Source organism: Halobellus captivus, assembly GCF_003697845.1.
Lineage (GTDB): Archaea > Halobacteriota > Halobacteria > Halobacteriales > Haloferacaceae > Halorubrum > Halorubrum glutamatedens.
The window spans coordinates 115,986-136,593 of record NZ_RDQE01000004.1; the positions used below are offsets into that span (position 1 = coordinate 115,986).

The following is a 20,608-nucleotide window of genomic DNA, read 5'->3' on the forward strand; positions in this document are numbered from 1 at the left end:
CACAAGCGATTTATAGCTCTCCTCGAATTCTGGAGCCGTGTCGTCCCCGTTAGCGCGGATCCGACCGCAACACGCCGTCTACGGGCTGGGGCTGTTCTGCTTCGGACTCGGGACCGTTCACGCGCTCACGGAGGGCGAGGGGTTCGGGTCGGTCCTCGAGGGGTTCGTGATCAACTCGATCTCCGCCGTCGTTCTCGTCACCGGGTACGAGTTCCCGGACCGCCCGATATCCGGTGCCGGGAAGTGGCGGGCGGTGCGGCTGGGGTTCGGGGTGGCGGGAGCGTTCGCGCTGTTGGCGCTCGCCGTCTGGACCATCTGGGCGGTGGAGGGCGACCCGACCGAGTTCTCCTTTCTCCTCTCGTTCGCGACCGCCCTCGGTGCGATGGTCGGCGTCCGGGGCGGGATCCACGCGGTCGAGGCCGACGAGCGGCTCGAGGAGGCCGAGGACCTGAACAAACTGTTGACGATCAACCAGCGCGTCCTCCGACACAACCTCCGAAACGAGCTCTCGATCGCGCTCGGACACCTGGACAACGTCAAGGCCGCTGAACCCGGAGCGGACACGAGGGAGGACGTTCGAGTCATCCGGAAACACCTCGAGAGGCTGCTCGAGACGACCGATCGAACGCGGGAGATCGTGACGATATGGAACGCGGACCGGACCGCCGACCATCGGCTCACGGCGATGGTCGACGAACGGATCGCACGGGTTCGACGGAGGCATCCGGGCGTCGAGATCTCGACGCGGTTCGAGGCCGATCCCCGCGTCCGGTCACACCCCGGCCTTCCGGCGGCGGTCGAGGAGGCGCTGACGAACGCGATAGAGCACACGCCCCCCGACACGTCGGTCACGGTCACCGTCCGGACGGACCCGAACGGCTCGGCGGTCCTGGAGATCGCCGACACGGGAGAGGGGATCCCGCGATACGACGTCGACGCGATCGAGAGTCCGGTCGAGACGCCGCTCGTTCACACGCAGGGACTCGGCCTCTGGATACTCTACTGGACGCTCGAGACGTCCGACGGAACCCTTGAACTGGTCGAAAACGAGCCCACCGGAACGATCGTCAGGATGACGTTTCCGGCGGTCAGGGAGCACGCGTCAGGGATGTGACGGAGCGAGGATCGGGTCACGGGAGATCGCGAGGGAGCGAGGATCGAACCGGAACTCAGAACGTCGAGACGTCGCCGTCGATGACCCGGCGAGTTACGCCCGTCACGTCGGCGAGTTCGTCGTCGACGATGGCGACGACCTCGTCTTCGATCGCCGACAGCTCGACGTCGTCCTCGGTGACGATCTGCGCGTCGGCGACGTGGGGCTCGTCGATCGGCCGACCGATCTGCGAGAGAAGCCGGACCTGGAGGTCGCGGATCCCGTCGACTTCGTCGGTCACCGTCTCGGCGACGTGCGTCGACAGCAGGTTGTAGATCTTCCCGATGTGGTTGACGGGGTTCTTTCCGGAGGTTGCCTCCATCGACATCGGGCGGTTGGGTGTGATGAGCCCGTTCGCGCGGTTTCCTCGCCCGACCGAGCCGTCGTCGCCCTGCTCGGCGGAGGTACCGGTGACGGTGAGGTAGATCGACCCCTCCTCGTAGTCGTCGGCCGTGTTGACGTCGACGTTGATGTCGCGGTCGGTGTGACTCTCGGCGAGGTCGGTCACGAACTCGCGGACGTTCCCCACGGCGTCGTCGTACTCCTCGAGGTCGGCGATGTAGGCGTCCACCATCGCGGCCGCGACCGTGATGTCGATGCGATCGCCCTCGCGTTTGCCCATCACCTTCACGTCGGGGCCGAGTTCGGGGTGGTCGGCGTAGTAGGTCGTGTTGAGCTCGCGTTCGGTCTCGCGGACGATCGTCTCCGTCTCGGTCAACGGCGCGTGGCCGACGCCGAAGGAGGTGTCGTTGGCCATCGGGACCTCCTGGGTCTCCTCGCCGAAGACGTCCTGGAGGTCGCCGGAGCCCTCGCCGAGCCTGACGTCGACGACGATGTCCGTGCCGTACTCGAGCTCGGGAAGCGCCTCGCCGAGGTACTCGCGGGCGGCCGCGAGCGCGGTGGAGTCGACCGGGAGCTGTCGGCCCTCGTACTCCTTCGTGGCGCGGCCGACGATCAGGACGTAGATCGGCTCGACGACCTCGCCGCCGCCGAAGGCGGGGGCGGCTCGTCCCGCGACGAGCTGCGTCTCGTCGGTGTTGTAGTGGAGGACCTTCCCGACGCGGTCGAGGTAGAGCTGCGAGAGCGCTCGCGAGACCGACTCCGCGAGACCGTCACAGATCGAGTCCGGGTGTCCGATACCCTTCCGCTCGACGATCTCGACCTCCTGGTCCTCGACCGCCCGTCGGTCGAGGCGGCTGACTTGGATGTTCCGGCTCATGCCCACACCGTCGTTTCCCGGCAGCAGTATAACTTGCGGAAACCACTCGAACTCGAATAATGTTCTATAGTAATCCGAACGTCGCCCTTCGAAACCCGGCTATCGGACGGCCTCGTACGCGTCCGCCATCACCGAGATCGCCTCGCGGAGGTCCTCCTCGTCGGTCGCGTAGGAGATCCGCGCATGCCCCCGCCCGCCCTCCCCGAACGCCTCGCCGGGGACGACGATCACGTCGCGGTCGAGACACTCCTCGACGAACCCCTCCGGGACCCGCGGCATCGCGTAGAACGCCCCCTGCGGAACCGGACACTCGATGCCGGCGTCGGCGAACCCCTCGAGCAGGACATCCCGGCGACGCTCGAAGGAGTCCGTCATCTCCTCGACCACGTCGCGGTCGCCGCGTAGCGCGGCCTCCGCCGCGTACTGGGCGGGTGCCGAGGCGCACGCCTGCGCGTACTGGTGGACCCGAACCATCCGGTCGATCCGCTCCTCGGAGCCGTACACCCATCCCAGCCGCCAGCCGGTCATCGAGAACAGCTTCGAGGCGGAGTTGACGACGACGACGCTGTCGGTCTCGGCGAACTCCATCGGCGAGTAGTGCTCCCCGTCGAAGACGGTGTACTCGTACACCTCGTCGGAGAGACAGAGCACGTCGTGCTCGTCGGCGATCCGCGCGAACTCCCGAACGTCGGCCTCGGAGGAGACGGCCCCGGTCGGGTTGCCGGGCGAGTTGACGACGAACGCGGCGGTGTCGTCGGTGATCGCAGCCTCGACCGCGGCGGGGTCGAGCGTGAGGTCCTCCCGGAGGGACACCGGGACCGGCTCCCCGCCCGCCAGCTTCGTCAGCGCGTCGTACGAGACGAACCCCGGATCCGGGATGATCACCTCGTCACCGGCGCTCACGTGCGCTTCGAGGGCGATATGGAGCGCCTCGCTGCCGCCCGCGGTGGCGATCACGTTCGCGGGGTCGAGGTCGATCCCCTGGTCCGCGCGGTGTTTCTCGGCTATCGCCTCGCGGAGCGGGGCGATCCCCTTGTTCCCGGTGTAGGCGTCCGCCTTCCCCGCCTCGATGGCGTCGACCGCCGCCCGCCGGGCGTGCTCGGGCGTCGGGAAGTCCGGCTGGCCGATCCCCAGGTTGATCGCGTCGTCGCCGGCCGCCTCGAACACCTCGCGGATCCCGCTTATCGAGACCCGCTCGACCCTGTCGGAGAACTTCGGCATGGCGGACCGAGGGTCCCGCCCGGAGTTAGTTCTTGTCACGTGGGCCGCGGCTGCCGGGTTCGTCGACCGCCGCCACCACCGGTTCTCGACCGCCGCCACCGGTCCTCGACCACCGACAGTTCCTTGCCTTCCGCTCGTGATCGGCTCCCATGGACACGCTCGTCACCGACACGCTCCTGGTCACGATGGACCCGGACGCACCGGGCGCGACAGGCGACTTGGGGATCGTCAACGACGGCGCGGTCGGCTGGACCGACGGGGAGATCACCTACGTCGGCCCCGCGGACGGTGTCGATACCGGGGACGCGGAACGGAGCGTCGACGGCGGCGGCTGCCTCACGCTCCCGGGGCTCGTGAACGCCCACGTCCACGGCCACCACACCGTGCTCCGGGGGGCCGCACAGGACGTCCCCGAGATAGAGTGGATGACCCGCTCGCTGGGGCCGATATCCGCACACGCGACGTCCGAGGACGGGGTCGTCGGCGCGGAGCTCACCGCCATCGAGGCGCTCGCGTCCGGCACGACGACGATCGGCGAGTACGCCGCCGGCGTCGGCGAACTCGTGAGGGAGGTGTACCGCCCGCTGGGGCTCCGGGTCGTCGCCACCGAGACGATAAACGAGGTCCCCGAGGACCGCTCGGACGTCGGCCCCGACGAGCCCTATCCGTTCGACCGCGACGGGGGCGAAGCCGGGATGGCGCGCGCGGACGACCTCGTCTCCGAGTTCGACGACGATCCGCTCGTCGAGCCGGCGTACGGTCCGCAGGCGCTCGACATGGTCTCCCTCGACCTGCTCGAGACGATCACGGAACGAGCCCGGACGGAGGACCGAACCGTCCACATGCACGTCGCACAGGGCGACCGGGAGCGGAGACAGATCGCCGCCCGGTACGGCGAGGGTGAGACGACGGTCGGTGTCCTCGACCGCGAGGGCCTCCTCGGCGACCACCTGCTCGCGGCCCACCTCCACGGCGCGACCCCCGAGGAGCGCGGGCGGCTCGCCGACGCCGGCGTCCGGATGGTCGGCTGTCCCTCCTCGATCACCGCCATCGACGGGATCGTTCCGCCAGTCGTCGAGTACCTCGAACACGGGGGGTGCGTGGGGATCGGCACCGACCAGGCGCCCGGCCCCGGCGGCCACGACGCGCTCCGCGAGGCGCGCACGACGGCGATGCTCGCGAAGGCCGACCGGACCGATCCGACCGCACTCGACGCCAGCGGCGTCCTCGAACTGCTGACCGTCGGCGGCGCCCGAGCGCTCGGGATCGAGGATCGGGTGGGGTCGCTCTCGCCCGGAAAGCGGGCGGACGTGGTCGTCTGCGACCTGGATCGGCCGGGGATCGCTCCGACCGTCACGCAGCCGTTCCACACCGCGATCCCCAACCTCGTGTACGGCGGCGGCAGCGACGCCGTCAGGGACGTGTTCGTCGACGGCGTCCAGCTCGTCTCCGCGGGCGGGATCGTCGGCGTCGACGTCGACGCGGTCGTCGCGGAGGCGGTCGAGCGTGCCGAGCGAGTCTTCTCCGAGGCCGAGGCGGACTGGCGCGCCGCGGGGTCCGCGCTCGTCGACGCCGTCGACGAGGGGCGGCTCTGAAGGAGGGCCGATGTCGCGTTCGGGACGCTCCCGCCTCAGGGACGCCTGTCCCACACCGGCCGGTCGTCGACCCGCGCTCCACCGGCACCGGGTCCGCTCCCGGCGTCAGCCGCCTCGAACACCTCGCGTAGCGCCGGCAGGAACGCCTCGGCGTCGACGCGGTAGAGCGTCTCGTCGACGGCGCGGAGGCGGTAGTTCGGCCTACCGATCCCCATCGGAACCTTGATCGACTCGATCAGCCCACGCTCCTCGAGCGCGCGCCGCGCCGCCGAGAACGTCTGTTTCGGCGCGATCCCCAGGTCGTCCGCCCACTCGCGCACGTCCGAGAAGAGATGGTCGTGACGGGCCGCCAGCGCGACGAGCAGTGTCCGGTCGTCGAGTGCCTCGGATCGGGCGAGCGCCGTCGGGTCCGCGCCGAGCGTCGAGAGGACGACGCCCAGGTCGTCGGCGAACCGGTCGTCGAGCGCCTCACGGGCGGCGGAAAGCAGGCGGCTCCGTGGCGGCATTCCGATCGATGCCGGCTCGCTCGCCTCGAAACGTGCCTCGACGGCCTCCGAGGCGGCGGCCGCGCGGTCCGGATCGACCTCGGTCAGGAGCGCTCGGTCGGTCTCGGGCCCCGCGACGGCGTCGATTCGTCCGGAGCTCGCGAACAGCGTCCGGTCCGGTCGCGCGCCAGTTCCGGTTCGAAACGCGATCGCTCCCCGCGCGCAGGCCTCGGCCGCGGCGGTTCCGAGCACGAACGCGCGACCGAGCTCGTCGACGACCCCCGGCGAACACGCCACCCGCCAGCGGCCCTCCCCGTCCTCGTGGCGAGCCGAGAGCACCGCGGAGAGTAACTCGACGTCGACGCCGACGGCGACCACGTCCGCTCGTCCCTCGAGGGCGGCCTCGGCGTCGGCGACGATCGACATACCTCTCCTGGCGGTCGCGGCGGAAAGAAGGTTCCCCCGAGGATCGGCGACGAAGGGAAACGAGAGGACGAGGTCGGCAACGGCCGACGACGGTCAGGGCGCTCTGGCGATCACGAGGTAGCCGGTGTGACCGACGCCGCGAGTGGAGGGTCGAGAGCCGCGGTCGGAGAAGTCCATCTCGCGCTGGATGGTCTCCAGCGTCTCGATCTCCGCGAGTCCGGCCTCACGGGCGACCGTCACCGCCTCGCGGGTCCCCTCGACGAACGGCGAGTAGACGGCGACGAACCCGCCGGAGACGAGGAGGTCCGGTGCGTGAGCGACGACCGCGGGCGCGTCGCCGGTGTCGAGCGTGAGCACGTCGAAGGGAGGCTCCAGGACCGTCACGTCGTTCTCGTTTCCACCGTCGCTTCCGTCGTCTTCGTCGCTTCCGTCGTCCCCGTCGCTCCCGACGACGAGGGCATCGACTGCCTCGGCGAGGTCGCCGGTCCGGACCTCGACGCGGTCCTCAACGCCGGCGACGCGCATGTTCTCGCGTGCCACCTCCGCGAACTCGGGATCGATCTCGTAGGTGGTCACGTCCGCACCGATCCGACCCAGATGGGCCGCGAGGATCCCGGTCCCCGTGCCGGCGTCGAGGACGCGGTCGCCCGCGGAGACGCCGGTCAGCCCCAGCACGAGCCCGACGTCTCGCGGCATCATCGGCGCGCCGGTGCGCTCGAGGTGATCGAACAGGTCGGGGCCGCGAAGCTCGCGGACCTCGAACGGCGTCCCGAGGTGGCTCTCGACGGTGTCGCCGGCGGCGACGTCCTCCGGGACCTCCAGTACGCCGAGGTCGGTGCCGAACTCCTCGCCGGGCTCCAGGAGGTACTCGCGGTCCTCGTGAACCAGGAGGTACGCGGCGTCGGTCACTCGAGCTCGGCGATCGCGGCCGCGAGGTCGCCGTCGTGCGCTTCGAGCGTCTCGCGGGCCGTCGACTCGGGGACGCCCGCGCGCTCCGCGACGAGCGCCACGTCGTCATCGGGGATCCCGCCGGCGGCTCCTCCCTCCTCGTCGGCGTCGGCGGATTCGACCGCGCTCGCGCCGCCCGCGCCCGCGTCGGCCACTTCGTCGGGATCGCCGACGATCTGGTAGGTCTGTTGGCCCTGCGCGTCCATGCGGGTGACCTGGGGGTTCTCGAAGACGAGGTCGCCGTCGGCCGTCTCGACGACGACCCGCTCGGCGTCGAGCTCCTCGACGTCGATCCCCATCTGTTTCATCATCTGTTTCATCTTCCGCGGGTTCATGCCGCCTCCTCCGAACATGTCCCGGAGTTCGGCCGCATGGGACAAAAAGGGTGACGAAGGGCCCCGATGCCGGTTCCGTCTCTCCGGCTTACCCTGGCGAAACCCTCCGTCGAGTTCCCTCGGTAGCGTCCTCCGCCGACTCCCCCGCCGGCTTCTTCCCGATTTCCCCCGCCGGACTGCCTCCTCACGGGGTTTGATACGGGCCGAGATTCAGGGATCGGTATGTATCTCGCGGACCACACCTGGCCGGAACTCGGCGATCGACTCGAGGAGGCGTCCACCGCGATCGTGCCGCTCGGATCGACCGAACAACACGGACCGCACCTCCCGCTGGCGACCGACCACCTGATCGCGGAGGGCCTCGCGACCGCGGCCGCCGAGGAGACCGGGTTCGCACGGACGCCCACCGTCGACATCGGCGTCAGCCCGCACCATCGGCAGTTCCCGGGCACGCTCTGGGTCGACCCGCCGGAGTTCCGCGACTACGTCGAGAGCTTCACGCGAAACCTCGCGTACCACGGGATCGACCGCGTCGTCTACGTCAACGCCCACGGCGGCAACGTCGACCACCTCCGGGAGGTCGGCCGGCGGCTCCACCAGGACGGGACGATGTACGCGATCGAGTGGATGTGGGACGAGTCCATCCCGGAACTCGTCGACGAGCTGTTCGCACGGAACGGCCCTCACGCGGGACCGAAGGAGACCGCCATGATCACCCACCTCGCGCCCGACCTCGTCCACCCGGAGGAGTTCGAGGCCGCCCGCGACGGCGGGCTCGTCGACATCGACGACTCCGAGACGATGGTCCACGGCGCGCGCACCTTCTACGACGCGGTCGACAACTCGGCGAACGGCGCGTTCGGCGATCCGACGGACGTCACGCCCGAGAAGGCCGAACGACTGTTCGAGGCTGCCGCGGACCAGCTCGTCCAGCTGTTGGAGTGGCTCGACGCCCGCGAGTTCGAGTCGCTGATGCCGGATCCTCGGGTGCGATCGGCGGAGTAGAGACGGGCGGTAGTCGAGCGCTCACCGAGAGAGCGGCATCGAGAGCCGGTAGGCGGTCCAGAGCTGGGCGATCGTCACGACCGCGAACGCCGCGAGCGCGCCGCTCGTCCACAGGAGGGGGTCGATCGCGCCGACGACCGGGGCGCCGAGTTGGGCCGCAAGCACGAGACACAGCGTCACGACGCCGAGCAGCTGGTACAGCTCCGTCCAGGTGAAGCCGTAGCCGGCGACGACGGTCATGTAGCGTTCCACGTCGCGCACCCCCCGACACGCGCGCACCTCCTTGCGCGTGCGGTCGTACTCGACGACGCCGAGGTCGTGAAGCCGCGGCAGGTGCGTCTGGTGGAGGGAGGCGTACACGCTCTCGCGTACGCAACGCGGCGCGGGGTACTGCCCGGTCTCGTCGGCCGCGATGGCCTCCGAGAGCTCCCGAACCGAGATCTCCCCGCCGCGCGTCCGCAGCTCGCGGAGGGCGTTCTTCCGGCGGCTGTTCGAGAGCACGTCGTGGATGACGGTCTCGGGAAGGGAGTCGGATCGGATCTGTAGGGGAATGGGAAACACCTCGTCTGGACATCTGAACGACGACCGAGGGGATATGTATGCGTCGCGTACTGGTGTGACACGTGTTCGCAATATTTGCTCCGGTTCGAGCCCGACCCACGGTAGGCGGTCCCACGTGATCCGGTAGGGTCTCTCAATGGAAGCGGTAGGCACACCGATGCGGACGGTATGGCCCTCCATCCGACCCTTCTGGACGTACCTGTCGAACCCGCCAGATCGTCCGAATTCGGTCGAACGACCCGTTATGACCGTCGATGGTGGGGTTCGTGAGGGCGATGGTGGCGTTCGGATCCGACGTGTCGAGTCGTAACTATCCCCCCTTCCGCTAAGGGAGGGGTACTGGCCGAAGACGCCAGGGATAACCAATGGACGACAACAACGACTTCGGACTCTCGCGGCGGCAGATGCTCGGCGGCCTCGGCATGATCGGCGTGGCCTCCGCGGGTGCGGGACTCGGAACGACGGCGTACTTCAGCGACGAGGAGAGCTTCACGGACAACACGCTCACGGCGGGTTCGCTCGACCTCTTCGTCCACGTGGACTACTCGGAAGATCAGGGAAGCTTCGGGGGGTATCAGACCCCGGCTGGGACGTACATCCAAGGCGGCGTGATCGGCCAGACCGTCGATGAGGACGGGATCGAGCTGACCGAGGGCGAGGAACTCCAGATCGAAGTCGAGGACCTGAAGCCCGGCGATTCGGGCGAGGGCGAGTTCTGTTTCTCCATCGTCGACAATCCTGCGTATCTGTGGATGTGTGGCGAGTTGACCGCGAACGACGAGAACACCGTCACGGAGCCGGAGGCCGACGCCGACGGAGAGACCGACTCCGAGACGGATACCGAAATCGACGGCAACGGCGAGCTCGCCGACGCGATGCAGGTGACGGTCTCCTACTGTGCGCCCGACGGCGAGACAGGCGACACGATCGTCTCCGGTTCGCTGGCCGAGGTCATGGACGCGCTTTCCAACGGCGTCCCTCTGTCCGGTGACGGCGACGCCGACGCCCCGATCGCCAACCGTCCGCACTTCGACGGCGTCGACGCTCCGTTCGACGACGATGTACCGCAGATCGCCGACCAGTGCGTCTGCTTCACGTGGGAGGTTCCCGGCGAGGAGGTGGGTAACGAGATCCAGACCGACTCGGTCACCTTCGACTTCGAGTTCTACGCCGAACAGGCCCGCCACAACGACGGGACGAACAACCCGTGCGTCGAGAGCGTCGCGGGCGAAGGCTTCCCCGAACTCGAGGACACGGTGTGGCACGTTCGTGGTATCTACGGTGACGGCGGCGGTGCGGCCAACCGCGAAATGGACATTCGACTGCCTAACGACACGGTGCTCACGCCCGACACCAACGTCTCCTGGCCCAACGGCGAAGCCGTCCCGTTCGAACTCTCCATCGAGAACGACAACGCGAAGTGGATCATTGACGGGACGCAAGTGTCCGTCGCGCCTGCGCCGCTACCGACCGCGAACGCGGTCGTGGTCATGGCGAAGGCGTCAGCCGCGGATTCGAGCATTGAAGTCTCCGACGTCGCGTTCAATGGGACCTCGCCATCCGGCCCCGATGCCGTGTCTGCCGACGGAAACTCCCCTGGACAACAGAACATCACGCTGAACGGCGTCTCGTTCGGCGAGGGCGACGTGATCTCTGGAATGGTCGAAATGTCGTGGCCCACCGGATCGCCGCCAAATCGCGAGGGACTCGGCTTCCGGATCGACGTATAACCTGACAACCACGAGCGACGCTGTCGCTCATCCCACCGGACCCACGTGGCTGGCCGAAACGACGGTTCGACTCCGTCGGTGGGATTTCCCCCAGAGGGATGATACACAATGGATGACAATATCGGACTCTCACGGCGGCAGATTCTGGCCGGGCTCGGCGCGGTCGGCGTGGCTTCCGCGGGAGCAGGCCTCGGCACGACGGCGTACTTCAGCGACCAGGAATCGTTCGCGAACAACACGCTGACCGCGGGAGAGTTGGACCTCAAGGTCGACTGGCAACAGACCTACAACGGACCGATCCCGGGCACGGACGGCGGAGTCGGCGAACATCCCGTGAACGCCTACCCGGACACCGCGGTCGACGGCGAGAGCTACGGCGACGGACTCCAGGACCTCAACGGGATCCGATACTCCGGTGCGGGCGAGACGGAACCGGTGTTCAACGCGGCAGAGGTCCCCGCGTGTTGTGACTGCGAGGACGACGAGTACTACGTCACGTACGGCGGTGAGTCGTACTGTATCGAGGCACTCAGCGGAGGCGACCCTGAGGACGCCTACCAACAGATCGGCGTCCGGTCGGAGGAGACGGACTTCCAAGACGAATCCCGAAGCACCGTCTTCCTGTGGAAGGACGAGGACGACGGGGACGTCTACCTCTTCATCGTCAACGACCGGATCGATACGGAGACCGGAGGTACCGCGACCTACCGGATCGAGGGATCACCCGAGGCTCGCTGGGTGTCCAGCGACTGGGTCGTTCAGGACGACGATCCGAGTAGCGACGATTACTACGATGACCCGGACTCCTCCGATCAGGTCGCCGTCGGCAACTGGATCTGGAACGGTGAGAACACGGACGGCGGCGTCATCGGTCCGGTGAACAACAACGGGACACAGGGCGACTTCGCACTTCGTCTCACACCGGAGCTGAACCAGATGGCCGAGCTACATGAGAATAACGCGGGAAGCTATCCCGGCTGGTTCGATGATAACAACTGGGCCCCGCTGACCCGCCTGACGGTGCTCGACGGAGATGCCAGTAACGCGATCACGCTGGAGGACGGGATCGACGCGTCCGGCGAGAGCGTCGGCCAGATCACCATCCACAGCTCCTGCGGCATCGACAGCGGTGCGGAGTTGGATACTCCGGCCGTCTTCCGGAGTCAGAACTACCCCGATCAGGAACACTTGGTCGAGCTCGACGACGTCAAACCGGGGGACACGGGCGAGATAACCTTCTCGCTCCACCTGTGTGATAACCCCGGCTACGTCTGGTTCACGGCCGGCAACTTCTCGCAGGACGGCGGGAGGCTGACCGAGCCGGAAGAGGCGGCGATGGGAGACAGCGAGTCGGACGACGGAGAGCTCGCCGAGTACATCGACGTGACGCTCTGGTACGATGACGACTGTGACAACGTGTACGACGAGGACATTGAGACGCCGATCTTCGAGGGGACGCTCGCAGATCTGATGGACGAGCTCGGCGTCGTGGAGGGTGCCGACGGGGAGTCCGACGACTTCGCGGGTATGCTCCAGTTGGACGCCGATCCGGATGACGGCGGCGATGTCGAGTGTTTCCCCGCCCAGGAGGGCTTCTGCGTCGGCTTCGAGTGGGAGGTTCCGATAGAAGTCGGCAACGTCATCCAGGGGGATTCCGTCGGATTCGACCTCGGATTCTACACCGAACAGTGCCGCCACAACGACGGAAGCGGCCCGGACAACTGAAACGACATGAACCAGACGTCGGCGTAGCGGAACGCCGATACCTCACGTCGGCACACGGGCGGTCGGAACGACCGATCGCCCGGCGGCGGTTCGACTCCGCCGGTGGGGGTTCCCCTATGGGGGATGATACACAATGGACGACAAGAAAATCGGACTGTCGCGGCGAAAGATGCTTGCCGGTCTCGGCGCTGTCGGAGTTGCCTCCGCCGGAGCCGGTCTCGGGACGACGGCGTACTTCAGCGACGAGGAGAGCTTCGAGGGCAACACGCTCACCGCGGGCGAACTCGACCTCAAGATGGACTACCGCATGACGTACCGAGGAGGTTCCGGCCGCCTCGCGGAACTTCAACAGAACTACCCGAACGCCACGTTCGTCGACGAGGACATGGAACCGACCGACGATGACACCGGCGTCTACCTCCTCGATCAGGTCCCTAGTCCCGAGAACTACCCGGGAGCAGAAGACTGGGTCATCGGTGCAAACGGCATTTTCGACCCCGAAACCGGTGAAGGGGAGGGATTCCAGCGCGACGAGCTGATCGATGCGGGTGATCTCGATGAAGCACTCATCCGGATCGGTGACGTGAAACCGGGCGACTACGGCGAGGTCACGTTCAGTACGCACCTGTACGACAATCCCGGATACATGTGGATGGGTGGGATGCTCTCCAGTGAGAACCAGAACGGCTACACCGAACCTGAACTCGAAGCACTCGAGGAGATGGGGGATCCAACAGACGACCCTGACGGTGACGGCCAGCTCGCGGACTCGATCCGGGCGAAGATCTGGTACGACGACAACTGTGATAACATCCACCAAGGTGAGCGCGACGAGGAGACCGAAGGCGTCGATGTGATGCTCTCGATCGATAACTCCGGCTCCATGAATAGTGGTTCCGGAAGCAAGATGGAGCAGGCGAAGGAGGCAGCGTTGGAATTCGTCGAAAACCTCGGTCCGAACGACCGTGTCGGTCTCGTGACATTCGAATCGACCGGACAGCTTCGGCAGGGCCTCACGAGCACCCACTCGACAGTGGAGTCGTTCCTTCAGCCGGGGAATTCTGGGATCACGTCCGCCGGCCGCACCATGATGGACGCCGGCGTCGATCTGGCGGCTGACGAACTCAACGATAATGGCCGAAGTGGCGTCGACCAAGTCATCATTCTCCTTGGCGACGGCGAGCCGAACGAGTCGGATCGATCCGGTTCTGACGATGTTCAGAACGCGAAGGACGCCGCAACGGATGCGAAAAACGACGGCATTATCGTGTTCACGATCGGACTGGGAGTGCTCAATGGAAGCACCGCTCAGACAACGCTCATCGATATGGCGAGTTCGAGTAACGGTACCACGCTCTACTACGACTCACCGACTGGCTCGGATCTCGACGATATCTACTCGCAGATCTCCTCGGTCATCCTCACCGGCGAGGAGATCATCGCCGAAGGTACGCTACGTGAGGTAATGACCGCACTCGAAGCAGGCATCGAACTGGACGCGAACGTCCAGTCGGAGGAGCGCGTCTGTTTCACTAACTCCGTGACTCGTTGTTTCGGCTTCGAGTGGGAGCTCCCAACTGACGTCGGCAACGAGGTCCAGACCGACTCCGTGGAGTTCGCGATCGGCTTCGCCGCGGAACAGTGCCGCCACAATGACGGCGAAACGAACCCGTACGCCCCCGAAGACACCAACGAGACGAGCGACGGCAACATGACCAACGGAGGGAATACGACTGGAGACGTTCCCGTCTGATCACGCACCACGAGTTCTCTGGACTCGAGTTTCTCTCCCACTCGAAGCCCCTCTCATTTTAGGGCGGTCGAGACGGCGGTTCGACTCCGCCGGTGGGACTCCCGACGCGGACGCAACGCGGCCGACGACGGGACCCGGGCGGAAAGCCGTCCGATAGGCACCCCCTGCCATCGGTTCAATCACCCAATCAAGACGGTTCGGTGATCGAACCGTTCGGGTAGGGGGCCCATACATACGTACCGAGGAGGCGTGGAGGATACCGACGAACCGGCCGTTCGGAGCCGACGACGAGGACACGAATGACGAAACGAGACATACACCTAACCCGGCGGCAGGCGCTCGCGGGCGTCGGAGCCGTCGGCTTCGCGACGCTCGGGATGGCCGGCGGGCGATCGACGGGCACCCGGGACGAGACCGGCACCCGGAACGGCTATACCCGCTACACCTACGCACAGTCGGACGTCCCGACCAGGCTCCGGGTCGGCTGGCGCAGCAGATACAACGACGAACCGGTCCGTGAGAGCCCCTCCGACGACGTCACCGACGTCGACGGCTCCGTTCGGCTCATCGACCAGGGGAACGTCCTCCCGGGCGATAAAGGCTCGACGAGCGTCGGCCTGCGGATCGACGACCCGGGAGAGACGGTCTCCGATGGAGTCCGCGTGTGGATGAAGATCGACCCGGACATCGGAGGCGATCAAGCGAGCCAGGCGCTCGCCGAGCGGATCGAGGTCTCCGCCCGCTACGACGAGGGATTCCTCGGCGTCGGCGGCTGTGCCGGCGCGGAGAACCTCGACGACGTCGGAAACTTCGGCAGCGGGATCTTCTCCGGTACCCTCGTGGATCTCGACGACGACGACCTGACGGACGGGATCGAGGTCGACCCCGGAATCTTAGACAACGGGTGTCTGGAACCCGGAGAGAGCCGGTGTCTCGCGTTCAACTGGGCGTTCCCGGTCGGCGAGGGCGGCAACGCCGGGAAGGGCGGATCCGTCAACTTCGACGTGTCGTTCTACGCGGTCGACTGTGAGTGGGGCGGAAACCCGTTCACGGACCCGGTTCCGGAAGACGAGGGGGGATCACAATGAAAGACGACGTCGGCGGATCGGGCGGCGAACCGGCCGACCTCAGTCGTCGCCGTCTCCTCGCCGGACTCGGCGGGCTCGGCGCGATCGGGGCCGCGAGCGGCGCGGGCACGTTCGCGTACCTCTCGGACGAAGAGATGCTCCCGAACAACGCGATCGGTGCGGGCGAGGTCGAACTCGACGTGTCGTGCTCGGGCGACGGCGACTGCATCGTCTCGAACGGGATCGTGAACTTCACGCCCGACGGGCCGATCGATCGGGGCGACTCCGGGGACGTGACCTTCGAAGTCTCCGTCCGGACTAACCCTGCGCGGCTCTGGTTTGCGACCGAGTGTCCGCCGATCCCCGACCACCTCGGCGACGCGCTGGAGGTCGATCTCACTATCGACGGCAAGGTTTTCTCGGGATCGTTCTCGGAACTCCGACGGGAGTTCGTCAAGGGACACCGGATCGACGACTCGTGTCTCGATCCGAGCGATTCCATCGACGTCGAACTCGCCTGGGAGCTTCCGGACGACGCACCCGCTGCGGTGGCAGGGCAGACGACCGGCTTCGAGTTCCATCTCTACACCGAGCAGTGCCGGCACGTCTCCGAAGACGACGCGGTGAACCCCTTCTCGGGGTCCGGGTCGTGCGACGAGCCACCGGAGTGTGCGATCTGTGACGAGGACGACGAGGACGTGTATCGCTTCCTCGAGTTCAAGTACCTCGGGAGCGAGGCGGCATCCATCGTCGCACGAACCCAAGGGAAGGGAACGAACGGCGAGACCGCTTTCCACCAGGAAGAGAACGTCGATCCCGGCGAGACGTTCGTAGCCGACGGCGCGAACGTCAGTGGAAACTCGGGCGCACTGGGAGCCAACCTGTACCTCGACGACGGGAGCGACGGGCAACCACAGGGGTCACAGGGGAGCGGAAGCGGACGCCCGGCCGGAGTGAAGGTCCACACGAGTTGCTCGGTGGACCTCTTCGTCGGCCAGGAGTTCGATATCGACGGAACCGCACGGTACCGCCTCGTCGGCGGGGAGATCTTCGGAAAGGGGCCGATATGCGGCTCGGAGGACCTACAATGAATTCACCTATCACGCTCAGACAAATAGCCAACCTGCTCGGGATCGCCCTGTTGATCGCGGTCGTCGCCCCCTTCGTGGTGTACGCGATGCCGGCGGTCGTCGGGGCGGAGTACAGCTTCGTCGTCCTGACGGCGAGCATGACGCCCGCGATCGCCCCCGGCGACGTGGTGATCGTCGACGATCGCGACCCGGCGACCATCGCCGAGGGCGACGTGATCACCTTCGTCCGCGGCGACAGCGAAACGCCGGTGACCCACCGCGTCATCGGCGTGGAGACCGCCGGCGGGGGGGTCGCCTTCGAGACGAAAGGCGACGCCAACGAGGGGCCGGATTCCGGGCTCGTGCCCGCCGCGAACGTTCTCGGTGCGGTGGCGTTCACGATCCCGTACATCGGGTACGTGGTCCAGTTCACGGACTCCTCGACGGGCTTCGTCCTGCTCGTCGTCGTGCCGTTCGCCCTCCTCGCGCTCTCCGAGGTCTGGGACCTCTACCGCTCCCGGACCCGGGACGGCGAGGGCCCGGACGCGGTGAACGTGGACGAGGTGGACTCGGTCGACGTGGACGCGGAGGTGAATACGGATACGGCGGAAGCGGCGAGCGCGGAGAGCGAAGCGACGGACGCGGTCGCGGACGACTCCGCCGACGGCTCGGGATTCGTCGTGACGAACCGGACGGTGGAGGGGGCCGTCGGCGTTCTTCTGTTGTTCGTTCCGTACGCGGCGTACGTCGCGTACACGCTCCAGACCGCTCTCGCCATCGCGGTCGCGGTCGGCACCGGCATGACGCTTCTGATGGCGGTCGTGCTCCTCGTCACGGCCGGTGACGGGAGCGAGCCGTCCGATTCCGCATCCGACGCGGACGACGGCGACCACGGAGACGACGGCGACGCTATGGACGTGGAGCGGAACGACCGCGACGGAGAGGACGCCACGGTCGGAGAACGCGACCATACTGCCGGCGACGATCCCGAGGTCACTCACGGCCACGGCGACGATCCCGTCGACGAACCGAGAGGTACCGACGACGGAAATCCGATGGGGATCTTCGAGCGACCCGTGATCGCACCCGCCGCGGACGGTGGATCCGAGGCGGTCGACGGGAGCGTCGAGATCGCCGAGGAGGAGGGACGATGAATCACCCGGCGTCGGTGCTGATCGTCGCGTTCCTCGTGTTGCTCTCCGGGTTCGGCGGGGGATTCGGGACGCTCGCGGTGTTCTCCGACGAGGTCACCGTCCAAGGGAACTTCGCGAGCGTCGACGAGTTCGAGGAACTCGAATCCCAGGAGCGCGGTCTCCCAGTGAACGACTCGAACTCCGGGAACGAGACGGACGGAACCGACGACGAAGGGGACGTCAGCGAGGGCAAGGAGAAGGGTGCCGGCGACGGAAACGGAAAGGCCGTCGGTAAAAACGAGGGTGCGGGTGTCGGCCAAGGTATCGGGATCACCCAAACCTCCCTCAACGGCGGGGAGAACGGGACGCCGGAGGCCGAAGACGAGGACGGTTCCGAGACCGATGCCGAGGACGACGGATCGATGAACGGGACGGATCCCGGTCTGAATTCGACTCCCGACCAACCGACCGAGTCCGAAGACGGGACCGAGATCGACGACGAAAACGACGGGGACGTCGAGAACGACGATGAGACGACCGAAAACGACGGGGACGTCGGTGGAATCGATGGGACTGACGACGAAACGGACGACGACGGGACCGGAGAGGGGTCCTCCTCGGCGGGAGATACGGAGAACGACGAGGACGGCGAGGATGGAGAGAGCGACGAGAACGAGACCCGATCGGCTCCCGAAGGAGATGATGCCGAAGACGACGACACCGGAGACGATGAGAACGAAGGCGACGGGAATAGCGGAGATGACGCCGTAGATGCCAGTGGCGATGATATCGGAGACGGCGTAGAGGACGACGACGCTGGAGATGATGACGACGCCGGCGACGATGTCGATACTGATGACGATGACGCCGGAGACGACGACGCCGGAGACGACGACGTAGAGGGCGACGATGAGTGACCGCGCTGAAAGGCAGTACGTGCCAGACGGGGGACGAAACGGATCGCGGAAACGGAACGGGCGCCGTTCGTCCGAGCGGTCGCGACCCGGGGCGCGACCGTGGATCACGAAACGGCGCGTGCTCATCGCGTTGTTCGCCGTGCTCCTGTCGATCTTCGGCTACGGAGTGCTCCTCAGAGCCTGATCGATCCGCCGCGGTGCGGCCGCCGCCTCACTTCCCGAGAAGCGCCTCGAACTCCTTCCGTACCCGCTCCCGCCGACCGTCCAGCACGGCGAACCGCTCGCCACGACGACGCTCCAGCCAGCCGAGCAGGCGCGCGGCCCAGTCGAGCTTCCGTGCCTTCATCGGCCCGACGTCCGGGTCGTCGAAGTTCCAGCCCGGAAAGGTCAAGCGGCCGGCACCGACGTGGTCCGCCAGGAACGCGCCACGGTCGCCGTCCGTGAATCCGCCGAGGTTTCGAACCGGTCCGACGGGAGCGGCCTGCGTGGTCGACAGAGCGTGATCCGCTTCGAACCGTGGGAGCCACTCGCGGACTGCAGGCAGGTTGTCGCCGTGGGCGTGTGCCGCGACCGGCACGCCGCGGGAAGTCAACTCGACGGCCGTCTCCGGGTTCTTGTCGAGGTCGGTCACCAGACAGTCCACGTCGACGCCCGCCTCGAGGAGGACGTCCGCCGCCGTCGACGCGGCGACGACGACGTCGGCCTCGCGGGCGACGTGGATCTCCGCCTCCTCGTGGAGACACGGCGCGCCTCCCGCCACGGCGACGGTTCGACCGCTCCAGTCGTCGAACCGCGAGAGATCGAACGGCGTCGACAGCTCGGCCGCGACGTCGCGGGCGTGCTCGTCGGCGTCACGATCGAACCCGAAGTCGACCAGTATCGCCTCGTATACCGGCTCGAACGTCTCGAAGTTCACGGGATCACCTCGCCACCTCGACGGGACGGACGGCGCCGCCGCTGGCGGGGACGAATATGGTATGGGCCGAAGTGGCACAGAGTACCCCTACCCGCATGCCCCTTCGGCGTCCGGTTGGATCGTTGTCCACACGGCGGCATAAACTTTCTCTTACTTCTAGGTGTCGCCGATCGTCCGGAGAGCGGCATCGAGCGCGTTTGAAACGCCGGAAGCGGCCGATCGGGCCGTCGATAGCTCGGCGGCCGTGCCGACGAGGACGCCACGCCTTCGTTCCCCGTGAGCGTCGTCGCCGTCATCGCGCTCCCGGCCGACCGCGAAGGCGGCGTCGCACTCGGTCGCGGCCGCCTCGAGCGCGCCGACGGCCTCCGCCGACAGTCCCGACAGCTCGTACGTGTGAACGACCGCCGCGTCGGCGGCTTCCCGGGAACCCTCGCGGGAGGTTCCGAGCCGGTCGAGATGTCGCTCAGCCTCCCGGACCGTGGTCACGTCGAGCTCCTCGAGTTCCACCGTGCCGTCGCGGCGGGTGCGCTCTCGGGAGAACTCCTCGCCGATAAGCGCCGCGTCCCGGGTTTCTGCCACGTCGTGGGTGCGGATCACATGTGCGCCGCGCTCGACCGCCATCGAGGTGGCCGCGAGCGACACCGGGAGCGCCTCCTCGGTCGACCGGCCGGCGATCGTCTTGAGGAAGCTCTTGCGGTTGATCGAGACGAGAAGCGGCCGACCGTAGCCGCGGAACTCGCGGAGTCGACGGAACGTCTCGCGGTCGTCCTCGTGCGTCTTGGCCGCCGACCAACCGCCGAAGGCGGGGTCGAGGAGCGTCTTCTCCGTGAACCCGTTCCGCGAGAGTGCCTCGTAGATCTCATCCACGTCCTCGATCGCGCCCGGCCGCTCGAGGTCCGGCGGGGACGCCATCTTCGAGACGGCGGCATCGTGTTCGGCACACACCCGCGGCATCTCCGGATCGGCGAACCCGCAGACGTCGTTGACCATGTCGAACCCGCGCGAGAGGGCCGCGTCCGCGACCTCGTGGTACCGCGTCTCGATCGACCAGACCGCGTCGCCGGAGGTCGACTCGATCGTCTCGACGGCGGTGTCGAGCCGCTCCAGCTCCTCCTCGGCCGAGAGCACGTCGAGGTCCTTGTTGGCCGACTCGAGCCCGACGTCGACGACGTCCGCGCCCTCGTCGATCAGTTCCTCGTCGACGTAGCGGGCCGCCTCGCCCGGATCGTCGTACACGCTCGGGTCGTACGGCGACTCCGCGGAGACGTTCAACACGCCCATGATCCGGGGTGGATGATCGTCGCCGATCCCGAGGCCCGCGGCGTCCACGTTTCGCATACCGGATCGAG

The 20,608-nt window shown here is 67.2% G+C and carries 18 protein-coding genes; 10 read left to right on the forward strand and 8 right to left on the reverse strand.

Annotation, left to right across the window (positions count from 1 at the left end):
* Positions 1–37 precede the first annotated feature (37 nt).
* Complete coding sequence (locus EAO78_RS05985; protein ID WP_122104941.1) at positions 38–1,114, forward strand: sensor histidine kinase; 1,077 nt, start codon at positions 38–40, stop codon at positions 1,112–1,114.
* A gap of 55 nt (positions 1,115–1,169) precedes the next feature.
* On the opposite strand, the gene EAO78_RS05990 is transcribed toward EAO78_RS05985, so the two are convergent.
* Together EAO78_RS05990 and EAO78_RS05995 are read right to left on the reverse strand one after the other, a co-directional pair.
* Complete coding sequence (locus tag EAO78_RS05990) at positions 1,170–2,372, reverse strand: methionine adenosyltransferase (RefSeq protein WP_122104942.1); 1,203 nt, start codon at positions 2,370–2,372, stop codon at positions 1,170–1,172.
* A 99-nt stretch (positions 2,373–2,471) separates the two neighbouring features.
* On the reverse strand, positions 2,472–3,593 hold the full coding sequence (locus tag EAO78_RS05995; RefSeq protein ID WP_122104943.1) for a pyridoxal phosphate-dependent aminotransferase: 1,122 nt from the start codon (positions 3,591–3,593) through the stop codon (positions 2,472–2,474).
* A gap of 149 nt (positions 3,594–3,742) precedes the next feature.
* Here EAO78_RS05995 and EAO78_RS06000 point away from each other — a divergent pair, with 149 nt between their 5' ends.
* The gene (locus EAO78_RS06000; RefSeq protein ID WP_122104944.1) at positions 3,743–5,188 is read left to right on the forward strand and encodes an amidohydrolase family protein; all 1,446 of its coding nucleotides are present in this window, start codon (positions 3,743–3,745) and stop codon (positions 5,186–5,188) included.
* A 35-nt stretch (positions 5,189–5,223) separates the two neighbouring features.
* On the opposite strand, the gene EAO78_RS06005 is transcribed toward EAO78_RS06000, so the two are convergent.
* The 3 genes from EAO78_RS06005 to EAO78_RS06015 form a co-directional block, all read right to left on the reverse strand.
* Positions 5,224–6,099, reverse strand: coding sequence for a transcriptional regulator TbsP domain-containing protein (locus EAO78_RS06005; RefSeq protein ID WP_122104945.1), 876 nt, complete (start codon positions 6,097–6,099; stop codon positions 5,224–5,226).
* Positions 6,100–6,192: 93 nt separating this feature from the next.
* On the reverse strand, positions 6,193–7,008 hold the full coding sequence (locus EAO78_RS06010) for a methyltransferase domain-containing protein (RefSeq protein ID WP_122104946.1): 816 nt from the start codon (positions 7,006–7,008) through the stop codon (positions 6,193–6,195).
* Positions 7,005–7,400, reverse strand: coding sequence for a nascent polypeptide-associated complex protein (locus tag EAO78_RS06015; protein ID WP_122104947.1), 396 nt, complete (start codon positions 7,398–7,400; stop codon positions 7,005–7,007). Before EAO78_RS06015 ends, EAO78_RS06010 begins: the two co-directional genes overlap by 4 nt.
* A gap of 204 nt (positions 7,401–7,604) precedes the next feature.
* Here EAO78_RS06015 and EAO78_RS06020 point away from each other — a divergent pair, with 204 nt between their 5' ends.
* Positions 7,605–8,387 (forward strand): creatininase family protein, encoded by a 783-nt coding sequence (locus EAO78_RS06020; protein WP_122104948.1) that lies wholly within the window; start codon positions 7,605–7,607, stop codon positions 8,385–8,387.
* A 21-nt stretch (positions 8,388–8,408) separates the two neighbouring features.
* Here EAO78_RS06020 and EAO78_RS06025 read toward each other — a convergent pair whose 3' ends face one another.
* Positions 8,409–8,948 carry a DUF7344 domain-containing protein gene (locus EAO78_RS06025; RefSeq protein ID WP_238987636.1) on the reverse strand — a complete coding sequence of 180 codons (540 nt, stop codon included), beginning with the start codon at positions 8,946–8,948 and terminating at the stop codon, positions 8,409–8,411.
* A 365-nt stretch (positions 8,949–9,313) separates the two neighbouring features.
* On the opposite strand from EAO78_RS06025, the gene EAO78_RS06030 reads away from it, so the two are divergent.
* The 7 genes from EAO78_RS06030 (at position 9,314) to EAO78_RS06060 (ending at position 18,343) form a co-directional block, all read left to right on the forward strand.
* Positions 9,314–10,678: a choice-of-anchor W domain-containing protein gene (locus EAO78_RS06030; RefSeq protein ID WP_122104949.1), complete on the forward strand. Its 1,365-nt coding sequence runs from the start codon at positions 9,314–9,316 to the stop codon at positions 10,676–10,678.
* Between the two features lie 108 nt (positions 10,679–10,786).
* Entirely contained in the window at positions 10,787–12,403 is a 1,617-nt protein-coding gene (locus EAO78_RS18410; protein ID WP_238987637.1) for a SipW-dependent-type signal peptide-containing protein, read from the forward strand.
* A 133-nt stretch (positions 12,404–12,536) separates the two neighbouring features.
* Complete coding sequence (locus tag EAO78_RS17865) at positions 12,537–14,156, forward strand: vWA domain-containing protein (protein WP_162498052.1); 1,620 nt, start codon at positions 12,537–12,539, stop codon at positions 14,154–14,156.
* A gap of 299 nt (positions 14,157–14,455) precedes the next feature.
* On the forward strand, positions 14,456–15,244 hold the full coding sequence (locus EAO78_RS06045; RefSeq protein WP_122104950.1) for a hypothetical protein: 789 nt from the start codon (positions 14,456–14,458) through the stop codon (positions 15,242–15,244).
* Positions 15,241–16,314, forward strand: coding sequence for a SipW-dependent-type signal peptide-containing protein (locus tag EAO78_RS06050; protein ID WP_122104951.1), 1,074 nt, complete (start codon positions 15,241–15,243; stop codon positions 16,312–16,314). Before EAO78_RS06045 ends, EAO78_RS06050 begins: the two co-directional genes overlap by 4 nt.
* Entirely contained in the window at positions 16,311–17,447 is a 1,137-nt protein-coding gene (locus EAO78_RS06055; RefSeq protein WP_122104952.1) for a signal peptidase I, read from the forward strand. The genes EAO78_RS06050 and EAO78_RS06055 overlap by 4 nt, the downstream gene beginning before the upstream one ends.
* Positions 17,444–18,343 carry a hypothetical protein gene (locus EAO78_RS06060; protein WP_122104953.1) on the forward strand — a complete coding sequence of 300 codons (900 nt, stop codon included), beginning with the start codon at positions 17,444–17,446 and terminating at the stop codon, positions 18,341–18,343. The genes EAO78_RS06055 and EAO78_RS06060 overlap by 4 nt, the downstream gene beginning before the upstream one ends.
* A gap of 211 nt (positions 18,344–18,554) precedes the next feature.
* Here the strand turns inward: EAO78_RS06060 and EAO78_RS06065 are convergent, their stop codons facing one another.
* Together EAO78_RS06065 and folP are read right to left on the reverse strand one after the other, a co-directional pair.
* Entirely contained in the window at positions 18,555–19,259 is a 705-nt protein-coding gene (locus EAO78_RS06065; protein WP_122104954.1) for a 6-hydroxymethylpterin diphosphokinase MptE-like protein, read from the reverse strand.
* A gap of 156 nt (positions 19,260–19,415) precedes the next feature.
* A complete protein-coding gene (folP, locus tag EAO78_RS06070; RefSeq protein WP_122104955.1) occupies positions 19,416–20,597 on the reverse strand; it encodes a dihydropteroate synthase in 1,182 nt (393 codons plus the stop codon).
* Positions 20,598–20,608 lie beyond the last annotated feature (11 nt).